Origin of the sequence: Streptomyces sp. NPDC047869, assembly GCF_040704065.1 — a bacterium.
Lineage (GTDB): Bacteria > Actinomycetota > Actinomycetes > Streptomycetales > Streptomycetaceae > Streptomyces.
This window is the reverse complement of the sequence record NZ_JBEYRK010000034.1, coordinates 62954-79119: the sequence shown is the minus strand read 5'-3', so window position 1 is coordinate 79119 and position 16166 is coordinate 62954. Positions and strand designations below refer to the sequence as shown.

The window sequence follows — 16166 nt, the reverse complement described above, 5'->3', positions numbered from 1 at the left end:
ACCATCCGCACGATCTTGAAGCGGAGAAGGGAGTGCTGAGGGCGATGCTGCTGTCCAAGGACGCGATCGCCGACATTGTCGACACCCTCCACGGGCACGACTTCTACCGGCCCGCCCACGATCTGATCTACACGACGATCCTCGACCTGTACGGGCGGGGCGAGACCACCGACCCGCTCGCCGTAGCCGCCCGCCTCACCCAGCAGGGCAGCCTGGAGAAGGCCGGCGGCTCCGCCTACATCACCGCCCTCGTCAACGGGCCTTCCTCTGCTCGGAGCTGGCAGACCAATGCCGACCGCGTACAGAACGCGGCCATGCTGCGCCGAACCAAGATCGCCGCGATCCACATCGAGAACCTGGCCTCCGATGCCGACCTGGACGCCGTGGACCGCATCGCCGACCAGGCGCAAGCCGAGATCTTCGCCGCCACCACCCGGCGCCCCCTGCTACCGCCGGCCAGCCCGCTCGGCGACGTCATGGAGGACACCCTCGACTGGATCGAGGCAACCGGCGGCCGCGACGCAACCCTGCCCGGCGTGCCCACCGGCTTCACCGACCTGGACTCCCTCACCGGCGGACTCCACCCCGGCCAGCTCACCGTCATCGCCGCCCGGCCCGCCATGGGCAAGTCCACCCTCGCCCTCGACTTCGTCCGCTGCGCCAGCATCAAGCACAACCTGCCCAGCGCCGTGTTCTCCCTCGAAGCCGACCGCAACGAGATCGGCATGCGGCTGCTGTCCGCCGAAGCCCGCGTCGCGCTGCACCACATGCGCTCCGGCACCATGACCGACGAGGACTGGACCCGCCTCGCCCGACGGATGCCCGACGTCAGCGCCGCCCCGATCTACATCCAGGACGGCGCCTACTCCAACGTCCACGACCTGCGCGCCCACTGCCGCTACCTGCAGGCCCGGGCAGGCGTTCAGCTCATCGTCGTCGACGCCGTCCACTTGCTCACCTACGGCACCAGACCGCTCGGCTCCCGCTACGAGGAAATCTCCGAGATCGCCCGCTGCCTGAAACTCCTCGCCAAGGAACTCCGCCTGCCGATCGTCGCGATCTCCACCCTCAACCGCAGCCCAGAGCAGCGCACCGACAAGAAACCCATGATCAACGACCTGCGGGACTCCGGCGCCCTCGAGGACAACGCCGACCTCGTCATCCTCCTGCACCGCGAGGACGCCTACGAGAAGGACTCCCCCCGCGCCGGCGAGGCCGACTTCATCGTGGCCAAACACCGCCACGGACCCACCGCGACCATCACCGTCGCCTTCCAGGGCCACTACTCCCGCTTCGTCGACATGGCCCAGACCTAACCCCTGCAGCTGTAGGTTCTCAGATCCCGTGTCATTTTCTCAGTCGCGATGTCATGTGACTGGCCGAACTGACACGGATTGAGAATCGCTGGCCACTGCCGTCACTCGTTTGAGGACTCCGTTGCCAGCGGGATACCGCACCGCGGGCAGCCGTTTGCGTGGTCGTCCTGGCAGACGTAGCCGATGGCACCTTCCACGCACCATTCGGCGGCCTCCTCGGACAGCAGGTCGGGCCCGGCAAGGAGCAGCCGACGAAATTCCGTGGTGTCCGCAATGTCGGCCGGCCGGTTGGTGAACCACTTGTCGAACCAAGGCTTGTCCCGGTGTATGCGCCAGTGCGCATTCTCCCGGTCGTCGACAGCCGTAAGGAACCGATCGACGATGCGCCCCCAACTCGGTGCTCCGAACCAGCCGTTGTCGGACGCGCAGAAGGATTCGATCAGGGTTCGCAGGCCGAACTCCTTCTCGGTAAGGCAGTACCTTCGCCCCCATGAGATCGCGACCTGTGCCATCCCCGCGAGTTCTACGCGCGGATCAACCTCGTGTGCCGGGTCGTCAGGGTTGTGGCAGGCCAGCCCGAGCTCGAGCACAGACTGCCCGGTCGGTAGAACCCGGGACGGGTTGACGATCGCGAGACCGAGACCGATCCAGTCGACATGGTCGAACGACAGCATCGAGCGCACGAGTCGGGTGGTTGCCGTGTTGATCCGCATCATTGTGCCGTCGTGCAGCGGACTCTTCCCGGCATGCCAGTTCTCGACGGGTGTGTTGCGCCACACGGCGAGCGTGATGCGGGTGGCAGCGAGCCACAGCAGGGCGTCGTCGTCGAGGTGCCCGAACCGCTTGGCACACTCCTGGGCGCCGTAGGTGATCAACTCTTCCGGTTTCGGCCACCTGTGGCTGTCGGGCCCTTCAGGCCCTTCAGGCGCGTACTCGTAGTCGTCGGCGTACTCGTCGAGGATCGCGCTCAACTCGGCGGCGCTGTAAGCCTCGCTGTACTCGGAGCTGTCCGGCTCCTCGACGGTGTACATGTCGTGGTCCCAGGAGACGTACACGTCGCCCCAGAGCACGACGTCATCGCACTCGCTGGCGTTGTCCGTCACAACCGGCCTGATGGTGATCGGGGCAGTACGCCCGTCGGTTCGCTCGCCGTCCTTCTTGGCTGCCCATGCGGTGATGACCCCGAGCGGCTTCGGAAGGAGAGGGCCGACCTTGGTGATGCTGAACGGCTCGTCGTCGTCATCGGTGTCGAACCGGCTGTTGACGAACGCGACCGCCTCGGAGGGCGTGCTGACGATGGACTGGGTACCACTCTCGTTGTCAACCACTCGCCACAACGCGCTGTTCTTCACGATGCTCTCCGATCGCGGTGAGTGCACCCGGGGCGGGTGCGATGCGCCGGGTCGCTCGGCACTGACTCCAATTATGGGCTGATCAACCCGTCCGTAGTCCCGCAGGCCCTTGTCGGCGACGACGCTCGGGACGTTCGTGTGCAACGAAGGTGTGTGAGTGGGTGGAACGGATGGTTGCCGATGCAGGTTCGTGACGCCCCGGGCCGCGTTGCAGCCTGCTGGCCAGCCTGAGGAAATGACACCGATCTGAGACAGCCGCCTGCCGACACATCGTGAGACTCAAGGGAAATATCCAGGTCACAGGGTCGGCGCCTGACACTGAAGTTGAGAACCTACAGCAGCACACCGCGAACGAGAGGAACCATGGCCACCAGATCGACGACGCGGGCCCGCCCCCCAACCCAAGCAGGTAGACAAACCAGAGGCACCCAAGCGGCTGGCACCAGGAACAGAAGTTTCCCGAGAGCTATGGCTACTGAGCGGGAACGAATGCGCCTAGCCTGGCTGCGGAACGCGGCTGCTCAACGAGAATGACGACTGGGTAGGCGAGATCGCACACATCCGCGGTGCCAAGAAGGGGTCCGCACGGTTGGACTCCTCTATGACCAATAAGGAGCGCGCGGACTTCGACAACCTGCTGATCCTCTGCCCCACGCACCACGAACAAGTGGACGGCAAGAACGGCCGTACCCTCCACACCGTCGCTGACCTGACGCGCATCAAGCAGCAACACGAGGACCGCTTCCGGCGCGTGATCACTGTCATCGCGGAGAGCCAGGACGAATACGTCGACCTGACCCGACGCAACCGCGTGACGCCGTGCACGACGCTCGCGCGCCTCCTGCCCGACCAGGATGAGGAAACGGCCGCCTGGAACGCTGAGGTGGCCAACCGGTTCGCCGACGAGCTGCGCCGCGTCACACTCGCCGCCCGTGGACTGCTCAGCACGGTCCCATCGCGCCGTCGTTACAGACGCTGCACGATCTCCTACCGCAGCGTGCCGCTCTTCCGCTTGCGACAGACCTTTGGCGTGGCGGTGGCGGTGCCCGGCAAATCCCGCTCTTTTGTAGATGTCCGGGGTACGCGCCGCCAGGCGCGGGTAGTGTCTGTGTCAGCCGAGTCCGGGTCTTCGTTCGTAGCGAGGACACCAACTGGCACCCCAACTTGCCTCTTTCACCGTCCGGGGACGCGGCCGCACCGTGTCCACCAGCGGGTTCTGTCTGTGCGCGTGCGCCGCCCGTCCGGTGTGCCCCGCGCTCTTCCTCTTTTGGAGTCCCGCGATGACGTCATCGCCGACCGTGGCCCGGGCCATCGAGTTCCTGTGCGAACACACCTCCAGCAAGAGCCGCGTGCTGGCCCTGCTGGCGCACGACCACGGGCCCAGTTCTCTGACCGCCGTTCTGACCTGCAAAAACCCTGAGCACGCCTTCGAGGCGACAGGCATTCTGCGCCGGGTCCTGGCGCTGCGTGACGCCGCAGCCGTCGATGACGAACTGACCGCTCTGACGGCCCAGATGCCGGATGCACCGGCCGGCTCCCTGCGCCAGGCCGTCACGCGAGCCGCGAGCGGGACCTGGCCCGCAGAACCCGGCACCTTGCTCACGGCGACGGACCCGGACTCGGAGCCGTTCGACGACGAACCGGATTCCTCGGCAGCGCCCGCAGCGGCGGGCCATCCGCGGCTCAAGGACCTGCCGGGGAAGGTCGTGCGGATCACCCACCTGCGCGAGTTCCACATCACCGACGAAGACGCGCTCCTTCACGCCGCTGCCCGCCGCGGCTGGGAACCGCTGCCGGCGTCCGAACTCGGCGACGACGACCCACGCGACCTGGCCGGCGCCGTGATCACCCTCACCGAGGACAGCGACGTCACTGGCAGCCAGACGCTGGAAGACCAAAGCTCGGCAGAGGTGCTGAGCGTCGAAGACGGCGACGAACTGGCCGACTGGAGCGCAGCGCCCGTCGTCACCCGGTTCGTCCACGGCTGGCGCCTGCGCCAGCAGCGCAAAAGGCCCGCAGCCGGTGAGCAGACGCCGAACTTCGCCGCCCTCTTCGCCGTACGGGACTGCCCCTGCAAGGGCGAGGACCCCGACTGCGAGGAGTGCGGCTGGCAGCTCACCCCCCGCACCGCCGACCTGCTCCACACAGCCCTCGTTCTCCTCGCAGACCAGGCCTACGACGACGCACACCGCCTGGGGGACCAGTTCCTGCCGGACGCCGACGCCACCACCTGGGAAGTCTTCGACCGGCTGCCTCCGCTCACCTGGACGGCCGACCACCGATGGCGGCGGCGCATGGCGCGCGCCTTCGACGACCTGGCTGCAGACCTCGCCCGGGGCAAGTGGCCCGAACCCACCTGCACTGCGGAGGAGATGGCCCTGCACCTGGCCATCGAGGACGCCCCCACCCACCTGGAAGATCGCCCACCCACGGATCCCCACCACACGCTCCCCGAACACGGCGACGACTACAGCTGGGACGACTGTTCCGATCTGCTGTTCCAGGACCACGACGTCCTGATGCTCTTCGACCCGAAACTCGGCGGTATCGCAGACCCGGAGGACCTAGCGAACCAGTCCATGGGTGTGGGCGACCTCAGGGCGGCCGCCTGGTTCGAGCCCTTCGGCAGCCACAGCGTCCGCGATCCCGGGCGAGGCTTCCGCCGGTAGGGCACAGCGCCTCCACGCCGGGCGCCGTGAGACCCCGAGCCGGGGCTTGAGCGCGGAGTTCGCAGGTCGTCCGCCCGAAGACACCCTGCAGCACGCATCCAAAGGCCGGTCATGCGGGCGGAGTTGCGTCTGCGGGGACCATCCGAGGCGGCAGTCCCAGTGTGGGCGATCGAGAGAAGCGCAGCGCCGTTAACCGTAGCTTTGCGTCGGCGACGAAGCGGTGGGATGCCGGCGCACTCGCCTTGGACGTTTTGCCTTGCCGTCTGCTCTACAAGGAAGGAACGGCACAACGGGAGCATGAGAGTGATGACCAGTGAGAAGAAGTTGCGGCTGGCGACTGTCCTGAACTCAGTTCAGGATGGTGAGTGTGATGCCGGGCCGGGGCACCCACTTTGTCCTGACTGGAACGGACCTCGAAAATACGGCTGGATACCGTCGATCAATTTCGGGCTGTGGCGTACTGCCCGTGGGAAGGCCTTGGACGTCAGACGTCGGTCCGTGGTCAGGGGGACGGAGCAGTGAGCAAGGTACGGCATGAGATAGAAGCCGAGTACCGGCAACTGCAGCAAAGGCTTCTCGCCCGTCATGGTGAGACGGCCCGGTATGAGGCAGGGGATGAGAACTTCGGTGCCGAGTACGCCCGGCTGCTCCAGGCGGCCGACGAGCTCCTGGCATTCGAAAAGACCATCCCCGCCAAGCTTGCTGAGCCCGAGCGGCAGCTGAGCGAGCGCATCGTGCGGATCTCGTGGCTGGGGCAGACCGCTGTCGCGCTCGCGCTGATCGTGCTCACCTTCGCCCTGGGGCACTCGGCTTGGTGGCTGGTGGTGCTGGTACCCCACTGCATCGCCACACTGTCCCTCTCCTTCCAGAAGGTCACGGACAAGAACCACCGCTTCTACCGGCACTTGACCATCGGCCTGCACCTGGAGTGCTTGCTGGTCGCGCTCATTACCTTGAGCGTGATCTCACTGTGGTTCGTGATCCTCGCCATCATCGGGTGGCTCGTCCTCGCCGTCACCGTCAGCGAAGGACCGGGCGACGCGGTCAAGAAGGGACAGTCCAGGTGAGCCTGAGCGACGACTACAGCTACAAGATACGGAGCTTGGACAGCCGCATCGAGGACCTGGAAAACGACCTGGAGTCACTGAAGACAAGCTTCGGCTACATCGACGACCTCGAACACGAACTCCGCAGCATCCGCAGCGCGGTGAGCGACGCCGACGACAAGGCCGACGAAGTCCGCAGCAACCTCGAGGACCTGGACACCGAAGCCCGCGGACACATCGCCGACACCGGCCGGGCCCTGAAGAAGCTGACCGCGCGCATCCAGCTGATGGAGGCGAACCTGGCGGCCGCGGACAAGATGCCCCGCGCCGACTTCGACTCGTTTCCCGCTTCGTGGCGCGCCCTTGGCGTACTCGCCGGCAAAGCCCGCGCAGCCCGCACCATGCTTCTCACACACGTTGAGCGGGACAGCAATTCCTCCTCCATCCGCTCCCACCAAGAGGCCGTCGAGCAGCGCAACGAGCAGTACGCGGCAGTCCTGACTGCTGCCGAAACCCTGGCCAGCACAGCGTTCGGCACACCCCAGCACGAGCAGGCCAGCCAGGCCTTCACCACGGCCCGACACCAGGCTGACCAGTACGCTCGAACGGCAAGCCACCGTGCCCCCTACGCCCGGCGTGCGCGGGCCGCGCTGGCCCGGGACCGTGAGACGCGGGTGCGCGACGCCGAGCTCCTCACCGAAGGCATCGAGGCTCAGAAGCAGCTGTACCAGAAACTGCGCAATCGCATCGCGGAGGCGATCCGGGCCAGGTCACTGCTGCCCATGTGGTTCGTGACGGTGCTCGGCCCGGTTGCGCCGACCCGCAAGACAGAGGACTGGCTGGAGGCAGCGACATCCCTGCTTGCCTACCGCATCACCTACGACATCACCGACCAGGTCCTCGCCCTGGGCGGAGAACCAGACGACGACGATCCCGGGCGAGATCAATGGCGTCAGGAACTGACCGAGGCACTGCGCCACTGGTAACGCCCGGCGAGCATGCCGTCGCGGCACAGTGCCGCGACTGACCGAGGTGGTTGTGGGCACGCTGAGGCAGATTCATTCCATGATTCGGTCGACGAACAAGCCGGCGGCGGTTGCCCCGGCGGTGACGGCCACGGGCCAGGAATTCACGGTGAGGATGGCGAACAAGCTGGCGCCGATGCCGGTCAGCGCGACGAACAGGAAGATTGTGGCGGAGCGCTGGTTGAGCAGCCCCTTGCTCTTGCCGACTTGGTATGTCTGGACCTGAGAGCACCACGATCCTGCTGCCGCTGAATACGGCAAGGCCCTTTCCCGGGCAGTCCTTGGCGGTGCAGGCGATGCTGGCGTTCCACCGCACGACCGCGCCACTGCGCGGTGCGGGCCTTCTGACCGCAGGCCTCCGCACTGGCCGTGCCTTGCTGAGCTGGTGCCAGAACGCTACGAAGCACGGTGGGCGGGCAGTCGGTGATGGGGAAGACGTGGCGCGAGCCGCCCGCGGAGCATGGTGCGTGGTCAGAACTCCTTGGGGCGCCAGCCTGTCGCGTACTTCTCGTACAGAGCCAGAGCGGCCGCCAGGTCCTCGTTCAGCTCGACCGTCCCCTCCTGCAGGCACTGCTGCAACAACGCGACGGCCTCGGCCAGATGCGCTTCCCCGCCGTAGACGCTCACCAGGGAGTCCCACCTGAGCTGCTTCTCGGTCCGCACGGCCACGCTACCCATCGTCTGGCTGTGTACCGGCGCCACTCCGCTTTCCAGCAGGCGCGCGACGACGCGGGCATCGAAGGCCGGCTCAAGGACAGGCGGACCGTCTGCTGCTGCCACAAGGACCGTTCGCAGCAGCATCCGCTCGTCGGCAAGGTCCTCGGGCCCAGCCGTGCGGAGCTGGGAGGCAAGTTCCTGCCTGAGCAACCGGGCGGATTCATCTGGAATCAAGCCCTGCTTGCCTGGACGGCCCGCGGCGATGTCGAGCAGAAGGACCTTTCCGGACAGGCTCGGGATGCCGTGAAAGAGGTTGCGGACGGTGGGATCAACCGCGTCGCCGCGGAGGTTGCGCAGCAGAACACTCACCGGGCTCAGCACCGCCCATTCACCGCCGGGGGAATACATGCCCGTGGAGGCCAGCCGGACCCGCGGCAGCTGCCGCATCAACGCCGCAGCCGTAGACAGCACGCTCTCCTCAGGCAGGTCGCGACAATGGGGGACCAGACGCTTGAGCGTGTCGTCCAGCAGGGCATCCGGCACCTGCCCCAGTACCTCGTCGAGCGCGCTCTCGTCGCCGATGCAGGCCACGGCCTGGTCGATGCCCGCAGCGGGTGCCCGTCCGGCCGGAAGCCTGCGATGGAGATAGAAGTCCAGCACCGTGCTGCAGGCGACCCGCCGGTCCCGCTCCCAGGCCGGGATCCAGTCAGAGCCGTAATTCGGGCCGCCGAAAAGCCGCTCGGCGGCCGGGAACAGCAGGTGGACGACCGTCCGGGCGTGGCCGTTCAAGAGGCCGGTGAACTCTTCCACGAACGCTTCCTCACGTGCTGCCCGGTCCGTGCTGGGCCGGTACATCGTCTTGGCTGGCGCCAGCAGGTCTGCGGCAGTCGGCAGCATCGCGTGCGCTGCGGGATAGCGCACGCGAAGGGCCTCAAGCGCCAGAACGTCGACCAGATTCACCTCCAGACCCAGGCTTCGCACGGCCAGTGGCACCGATGCCAGATACCGCTTCACATCCCGGATGGTGGAGAACATCGGGAGAATCAGTTGCACGAGCACGTCCGGCCACCGCGACGCATGGAACAGCCCGGACTCGATCCCGTCGAGCGCCTGTGCCAGTCCTTCCGCGATGACCGGGGAGAGTGCCTGCGTGGGCAGCGGCGGCACCTCCACCGACATCTTCACGATCTTCTCCAGGTACGCGGATCCTCTGACCGCCTCATCCGTCAACGCCGCCTCCACCACCTCGCGGTCGAAGCACAGGACGTAGACGATGTTCGGGAACGAGCCGGTCAGACGCACCAGGCGGAAGAGATCTCGGATCTCCTGCTGTGACAGCCGGTCAATGTCATCGATGAACACCACGATCCGTCCTGGCAGTTTGATCAGGAGCTCAGTGAGCTGCGCTCGTTGTTCATGGATGGTCCCCTGTTCCTCGCCAAGGAGTTTCGACGTCCCCGCGGCGACCGCGCTTGCGCCGTCCAGGACGACGCCGGCTCCGGGGACGAACTTCAGTGGCGACAGGGCGGCTGAGTACCTGCCCAGCCGCTCAGCGACGGTGCGGCCCGCGTCCTTGAGTTTGTCCTTCAGCCGGCGCCCGTCCCGCAACTGCCCGGCCAATTCGTCGAAGAAGAACCGCATGAGCTGGTCCGTGCCGGAGAAGAACCACGGGTTGAACTGGACGACGTGCACGTCATCGACCGCGTCCAGAGCGCTGCAGGTGAGATTCGCCAGCGACGTCTTGCCCGAACCCCACTTCCCCGTCAGTGCGACAACTGCGCCGTGCTTCGCGGACGTTCGACGGATTTCCACGGCGAACACATCAGCGAGGTCCGCACGCTGCAGCAAGTCCTGGCTGGCGTCATCGATCGGGTCATCTCCGCTGAGAAGACTGCCGACGTGGATCGATGCGTTGTCCCTCATGCCCCACCCGTTTTCGGTCCTAGAGCCAGCGAGCGTAACGCCACCCTCTGACAGTGAGGCGGCGGCTGGGTACGCCGACGCCTTGGCCACGGCGGATGCGGCCAAAAAGGTCACGGTGTAGGCAGCGAGGCCCCGGTGGGGATGAGGGCGGTGCCGCCGGTGAGGGTGTACCACTTGTCGGCGCCGATGTACTGGACGGCATGCATGCCGCCATCATGGCTGGATCTGGTGCAAGCCTTCGCGGCGGCCTGCGCCATGCAACCGCCTCACTACGCGAATGGCTGTGGACCTGGGCTGACGGTGGCACCGTCTGGGAGGACTTTCTATGACCGCCCTTCTTTGCACGGTCGCGCTCTGACGTCCATCTCATTGAATCGCGAGGTGCGCTGGTGCGCATCCTTCTACTCCCTCGCGTGGTGCGTCTCACAGGGTTCGGGGCTCGGCCTTCAACCCGCAAGCTGAGCAGGTATCTTGGGGGCGGGCTCTCTCTCAAGCTTCATCAGTTGAGAGGGGACATCTCATGTACAACAGCAAGCCCAGCAAGCGGCAGCGACTCCTTGAGTTCGCGGTCCACGTCGCAGTCCAGGCGACGGGCACCGTTATTGGTGGCCTGATTCTCGCCTGGCTCGGCCAGCAGTAACGGGAGAGGGCCAAGTCCCCGCACCGGCCATCCCCTGGCCCACGCGGGGGCGGGACCAGTCCGCCAGAGGCGTAAGTCACCAATCAGCCCCCAGTTGGCGGCTTGCTGCCATTTCACCAAGCTGCGGACAGAAACGCACAGTCACGCTAGAGTGACTGACGGCTGACTTCGCCAGCCTGTGCGACTCCGGAACTCAACCCACGCTGTCTGGGAGTTGGCCAAGGATCTCCGATTCGCGAGTGGTTGGGTCATGCCGTTATCACGGCGCTGCGCGTGGGGCACGCCGAGAAGGAGATCGGTCCGTGACCAGGGGCAACGCCCGCAAGAAGACCGTGCGCCAGCGGATGAAGGAGACTGGGGAGCCGTACGCCCTGGCTGCCCGAAGCGTGCCGCCCCCGCCACCTCCTGGGCCTGGCAGTGGTATCGCATCTGCGTCAGAGCCTGACCCCGATCGCTGCCAGCAGTGTGGAGCCCGGAACAGGGCCAAGCATCCGCTGTGCCTGGCGTGTCGTCGCGACCTTGTCGCGGACGAGTTCGTTGAGAACCTGAGCCGGCCCGGTACACCGTGGGAGGCTATGAGTGGCGGCGTTGCCGACCTGTGTCGGTGGAAGTGTCGCGCATGCTCCTCAACGTGGTCGGCTAAGCTCAGTAGCCGTACGGGTACCAACCAGACCGGCTGCCCTGAGTGTCACCGGACTTCCAATAGGGCCCCGTCTCCCGCCAAGTCCCTCAAGGCGCTACGGCCCGACATCGCACGCCAGTTCCGCCGCAACATCGAGATGCCGGGCCGCGGTCCTGATCGTCTCGGTCCGGCTAGCCACTATCTCTGCGAATGGGAGTGCGACAGCGCGCATCTGTGGTCCGCGCGGGTTGTTGACCGGACCGCAGGAAATGGTTGCCCCGATTGCAGGACTCACGGCCGCTCCCGGTTGGAGTTCGAGGTCGCAGCGCTGCTGTCTTCCGCTACCGGGCTCGTCGTAGAGCTTCATCAGACAGTCACGCTTGCCACCGGACGACGCCGCGAGGTAGACCTTCGGCTGCCCGAAGTGCCGCTCATCATCGAGTTGGACCCGATGGGGAGCCATGCGTCCTCGGAGGGCGTCGATCGGGATACCCGTAAGACGCAGCAACTGATTGCCAATGGGCATGCCGTCCTTCGAGCACGTCATCGCGGCCTTCCAGTGCTAGGCGTAGACGGCTACGTGCACGTCGAAGTAGCGCCAGGGCTCAACGCCTGGTCATGGGCTCGAGTGATCGGGCGATCGCTCGATGCCCAAGGCATCGCTTGGAAAGACCTTGACCAGGATGGGATCACAAGCGCACTTACCGCAGCAACCAGGAGGTGGTCCGAGGTCTGCGCTGCGCCTCCTAGCCCATCGGCTCGAGACGCTGCCCCACATCTTGCGGACGAGTTCCGGCGCAATCTTGATCACCCAGGCCGAGGTGTGGACTGGATGCCGCCCGGCTGCACAGACCGTTGCGTCTGGCAGTGCCAGATGTGTTTGCGTACCTGGGAAGCAAGGCTCGACAAGCGGACGCTGCGCGGACAAGGGTGTCCGGACTGTGGGCGGCAGAAACTCGCTCAAGCGATCATCCGTCCGAAGTCCGGCGAGTCGCTCGAGGATCGCGAACCGGACATTGCTGCGGAACTCGTCAAGGTGATCAGCGACCCGCTGATGACCGCGCAAGATCTCCGGCGAGGCAGCGGGCTGAAGTGCTTGTGGCAGTGCTCGGTCTGTGGCCACGAGTGGGAGGCGACTCCAAACGCGCGCACAATCCCAGGTCGGAAGAGTGGCTGTCCTCCATGCAGCGTGAAACGCCGCGGCGCAGCACGCCGGCGCCCCGCTGCAGGGTAATCGCTGGCTGACCTCAACCCCGACCTCGCGAAAGAGCTGGTCAAGGTAATCGATGACGCGATGCTTACAGCTTGGGATATTGGGCCAGGTTCCGGGAAACGGTGTCTTTGGCGCTGCGCAGCCTGCGGCCACCAGTGGACCACTACTCCCGACCAGCGCACGAAAAGAGGTACAGGCTGCAAAGCTTGTTGGGAGCGCCGCCGAAGGGGTCGCGCCAAGTAGGCGGTGGAGGCACGGAGCAGATCGTGCTGCGGGAATGAGGAAGCGAAGCAGGCCGGGGAGTCAAGAACCACCGGCCTGTCCGCCGCTGGCGCCATGCCGGCATATCGGCGGCCTGTATCCGGCGGTTGCCAACCGGTGCGTGAAGGAGCAGGCCGCATTGGATCAGCGGTTCGTGCTCGGCGCCGCCTCCAGCGTCGGGTCCGCGTCCGTGAGCCTCACGATCCTGTGATGCCAGTACCACCGCATGTTTCCTGCTTGCCTGCCGTCAGCATCCTCCTCAGCACCTCGGTGGGCATTTCCGCCCACCGGGCCACCTCCTCCAGCGGCACCCCACTGTTCACCGCCGCCACCGCGGTCCGCTTCTGCTGGGTGAACGCCTCGATGCGTTCCTTCTTTCGCGGAGCTCCTTCGGAATCTCCGCGTGCGCCGAGTCGAACGGCTCCTCAATACCGACCACTGCCGGGAACGGCTGGTCTGCCGTCCCGATGCCGTAGACGGGAACATCGGGGACGAGCGGCAGCACGATCACGCGGGACCCCCCCTTCGGGTTGAGCCTGGCGGGCAGGTGCGGCGTCCTGCGAGTGATCGCATAGGGTGACCATCTCCATTTGGACAGCCCGTCAGGAGCGCACATTCATGCCGGGCTGCCTCGTGCGGCCGTCGAGCCATGGGCTCCTCTCACGAGGGGCGAATGACGAGTGGCTGGGCCTGGCCATCAGAACCGCGCGTAGCGGTTTTCAATGCAGTTGCGACATATGTGGATCGCATCTTCGTCGGGGCCGATGTCGAGGACAGTCCCGCAACCACCTTCACAGTCGATCAAGTTCTTGAATACGGTGCCGCACGAGAAGCACAGGGGCGTTGCATCGGGCTGGCCCGCCGCGGTCACCGCTTCGATCACCAGAGCGCCTATTTCGCAGTCCGGACACTCGACCACCGGAGAGTCTCCACCGTCCTTGATGGCGGAGTAGTTGTCCAGCCCCAAGATGATCCATGCATAGTTGGCGGCTGCGGACTCTGGATCCTGCGGCCATACCTGGTGGCAGAACAGGCAGGTCGGGCCCTCGTCCCTGCCGTTAGCGACCAAGGCCCACTGCTCGCAGTCGGGGCACTTCACCGTCACGTCGGTGACCTTGGCCAGCTCGCTCCGGAGGTTATTCATGCGCTGCTTGACCAGCGTCTCGATGCCCTTGAGTTTCAACCGGAACGAGTCCATGTCCTGCTCGACGCCCTTAGCTTCGGCGGGTTCGAGTTCCGGGATGAGGTGTCTGTGGATGAAAGCGATCAGGAAGTCGAGCACCCTCGCCGCACGCGACTCGATGGCGTACGCGTTGTGCTTCAGCCCGTAGTGCTGAAGGGCGTTGCGGTGGTCCGATAGGTCTTTGATCCGTTTCCGGTCGTCCTCTTCGATTGCGAGGCGGGCGATGTTGCGGAGCCGGTCGAACGCGTCCAGGGTGCCGCAGCTCTTGAAGTCGCCCTTCTGCCACGCGTCGTGAGTCGCCTCGGTGGGGTCGGCGAAGATAAGGCTAAAGTGCTCGCGCGCCAGACGGGCCTTGAGCAGTACCTCGGTGGCCGCCTGAAGGTGAAGCACCGTGTACTTGAGGTCACGGGCGCTCGGAGGTGTCGCACCTTCCGTCAGGTGTTGAAAGACGCTCACCAGGTAGTCCATGCCGTTGGACACGGGAGTGTAGGACACGTCCGGCCGAGGGGACGGACGCTCCGCCTTCTTCGCACTCTCGACGGGCATGGCCGCCGGTGCCGGGATTTGCTCCGCGCTGCCTTCGGGCTCGTCGGGCAGCTGCGGTCCAGGCCGATCGGTCATTGGGTTCCTCCAGCAGGTAACGCGATTCCAGGGAGAACATCCGGCATGACCGCTACACCCGTGCTCCCCGAGGCTGTAAGGAAGGCAACGACTTGTAGACACGGAACAACAGTCACGACCGTTCGCCCGCCCTTATCGTCGCTCTTGGCCACCGCCGCTGCACGTCATTTGCACGCTTGGCCAACACCCGGCCGCCAGAAGGCTCACCACGGGGACCTCTGGACTGATACACCAAGGGGACCAAGGTCACGAAATGTTGATCCTCTCTGCCGACGCCTCTCGTCCTGCTCCAGGCGGTCGAGATGCGCCGGCTGCTGGCGGAGGCGGGGCTCGAGATCAGCGCGGGGAAAGTGTCGGCGCTGTGGTCGGCGACTGATGGTCTGCGGGGGAGTGCCAGGGGGCATCGTCGTCTGAGTGTCAGGCGTCTCAATCCAACGCATCGAACAGCGACTGCTGAGCGGGGGCTGGAAGCAGCAGGCTGCCGTACCGACCGTCGTCCAGCGCGTAACGGCACGTGTCCCGCAGGGCGAGTCTGACAGCTCCGGCCCCCAGTACCCGTCGCTCCAAGGCCACAGGACTCCGAAGGCAACGGGCATTGCCGGGCGGCGGCGTCCCTACGACGCTTCTGCCTGCAGCGGCCAGCTCAGGGTGGCAAGCCCCGTTGGACTGCCGATGTGCACGTACTGCGTGCGGCCGTGGGTGTGGACGATGTTGGTGACCGGCGCCGCGGTTGCCTGGGGAGTGGGTCGCATCGGCCGCCTCACTGGGGCTGCTCTTCCTTGGTGTGGCCCGAGGTATCCACGCCGCCTCCACCATATGGCAGCCCACCGCTGAGCGAGCAGCCTCGTTCAGCATTTGCGCCTGGGCTCAGTGAAGGGGACCGCACGTCTGCCGGGAAGCGGAGTCGACCGGACAGCTTCACCTGGGACGCGCAGCAGCGTGACCGATCAGCGCTGCGTTCGGGAGGCCGCCGCCGTGTTGCTTCCAGGGGTGGTGCGAGAGGTTGCGAAATGTGTGTGCATGGTGAAGGGATCGTGTGTAGGGTGCGCGCAGACCGCGTGCGGGTGGGGTGCTTGAGGCGGTTATTCACCGCCTGTGCCGTTCGTGGTGCGGGCCCAGCACGCCGGGGGTGCGGATGTATCTGGCATGTCTGTGTGCCGAAAATTTCCTGCTCTTCGGCTGCGCTCGGCAGAACGATCGGTTCAGGCCGTACGTCTGCAGGCCGACTTCGGCCCGGCCACCCATGCTGCGGTCGGGGAGAACGAACAACAGGGCGGGACCGCTTCTCGCCGACGCCATCCGCCTGTGCCCTGTGACGCGGATAAACCGACCACGACATCACCCGTCGGCGATCAGCGACGCGCCTTCGGCCAACACGTGGGTGGTCCGGCGTCGATGGTGGAGCGCTCCAGCGGGGGAAATTAGCCAACGAGCTCTGGCACGCGTCCGGTTGCGAGCTCAAGAGCTGGGGGACCGGTGGGCGGGACTGACGGGTACCGGCCTTGCCCGGGTTGCGCATCTGCAGGGTAAGCCGCCCCTGTGCCCGTCGGGACTGGGCGTCTTTGGAGTCCCGGCAATCTGTGGAACTGCCCAGTAGTTTCGGCGCCCCGGCGTACGGTGTCACCGCCAGCCGCCAGG

10 protein-coding genes and 1 pseudogene are annotated in these 16166 nt (G+C 66.0%); 6 read left to right on the top strand and 5 right to left on the bottom strand.

Features of this window, described 5'->3' with window-relative positions; genetic code table 11:
• Positions 1–5 precede the first annotated feature (5 nt).
• Positions 6–1316, top strand: a pseudogene (dnaB, locus tag AB0924_RS32060) (replicative DNA helicase); the annotation flags it as partial.
• A gap of 101 nt (positions 1317–1417) precedes the next feature.
• Here dnaB and AB0924_RS32055 read toward each other — a convergent pair.
• Positions 1418–2668: a hypothetical protein gene (locus AB0924_RS32055; protein ID WP_005322175.1), complete on the bottom strand. Its 1251-nt coding sequence runs from the start codon at positions 2666–2668 to the stop codon at positions 1418–1420.
• 1280 nt (positions 2669–3948) lie between these two features.
• Here AB0924_RS32055 and AB0924_RS32050 point away from each other — a divergent pair.
• The 3 genes from AB0924_RS32050 to AB0924_RS32040 all read left to right on the top strand — a co-directional run bounded on the left by AB0924_RS32050 (position 3949) and on the right by AB0924_RS32040 (position 7369).
• A complete protein-coding gene (locus AB0924_RS32050) occupies positions 3949–5337 on the top strand; it encodes a hypothetical protein (RefSeq protein WP_366913297.1) in 1389 nt (462 codons plus the stop codon).
• A gap of 518 nt (positions 5338–5855) precedes the next feature.
• Positions 5856–6404 (top strand): hypothetical protein, encoded by a 549-nt coding sequence (locus AB0924_RS32045; RefSeq protein ID WP_037775682.1) that lies wholly within the window; start codon positions 5856–5858, stop codon positions 6402–6404.
• On the top strand, positions 6401–7369 hold the full coding sequence (locus tag AB0924_RS32040) for a hypothetical protein (RefSeq protein ID WP_366913296.1): 969 nt from the start codon (positions 6401–6403) through the stop codon (positions 7367–7369). Before AB0924_RS32045 ends, AB0924_RS32040 begins: the two co-directional genes overlap by 4 nt.
• A 72-nt stretch (positions 7370–7441) precedes the next feature.
• Here AB0924_RS32040 and AB0924_RS32035 read toward each other — a convergent pair whose 3' ends face one another.
• Both AB0924_RS32035 and AB0924_RS32030 read right to left on the bottom strand, forming a co-directional pair.
• Positions 7442–7669 carry a hypothetical protein gene (locus AB0924_RS32035; protein ID WP_361259205.1) on the bottom strand — a complete coding sequence of 76 codons (228 nt, stop codon included), beginning with the start codon at positions 7667–7669 and terminating at the stop codon, positions 7442–7444.
• Positions 7670–7879: 210 nt separating this feature from the next.
• Positions 7880–9988 carry a P-loop NTPase fold protein gene (locus AB0924_RS32030; RefSeq protein WP_366913295.1) on the bottom strand — a complete coding sequence of 703 codons (2109 nt, stop codon included), beginning with the start codon at positions 9986–9988 and terminating at the stop codon, positions 7880–7882.
• A gap of 984 nt (positions 9989–10972) precedes the next feature.
• On the opposite strand from AB0924_RS32030, the gene AB0924_RS32025 reads away from it, so the two are divergent.
• Both AB0924_RS32025 and AB0924_RS32020 read left to right on the top strand, forming a co-directional pair.
• Positions 10973–12484 (top strand): zinc-ribbon domain-containing protein, encoded by a 1512-nt coding sequence (locus AB0924_RS32025; protein WP_366913318.1) that lies wholly within the window; start codon positions 10973–10975, stop codon positions 12482–12484.
• A 3-nt stretch (positions 12485–12487) separates the two neighbouring features.
• Complete coding sequence (locus AB0924_RS32020; protein ID WP_366913317.1) at positions 12488–12706, top strand: zinc-ribbon domain-containing protein; 219 nt, start codon at positions 12488–12490, stop codon at positions 12704–12706.
• 715 nt (positions 12707–13421) lie between these two features.
• On the opposite strand, the gene AB0924_RS32015 is transcribed toward AB0924_RS32020, so the two are convergent.
• A complete protein-coding gene (locus AB0924_RS32015) occupies positions 13422–14528 on the bottom strand; it encodes a hypothetical protein (RefSeq protein WP_366913294.1) in 1107 nt (368 codons plus the stop codon).
• Between the two features lie 614 nt (positions 14529–15142).
• Complete coding sequence (locus AB0924_RS32010; protein ID WP_182327522.1) at positions 15143–15280, bottom strand: hypothetical protein; 138 nt, start codon at positions 15278–15280, stop codon at positions 15143–15145.
• Positions 15281–16166: the final 886 nt, after the last annotated feature.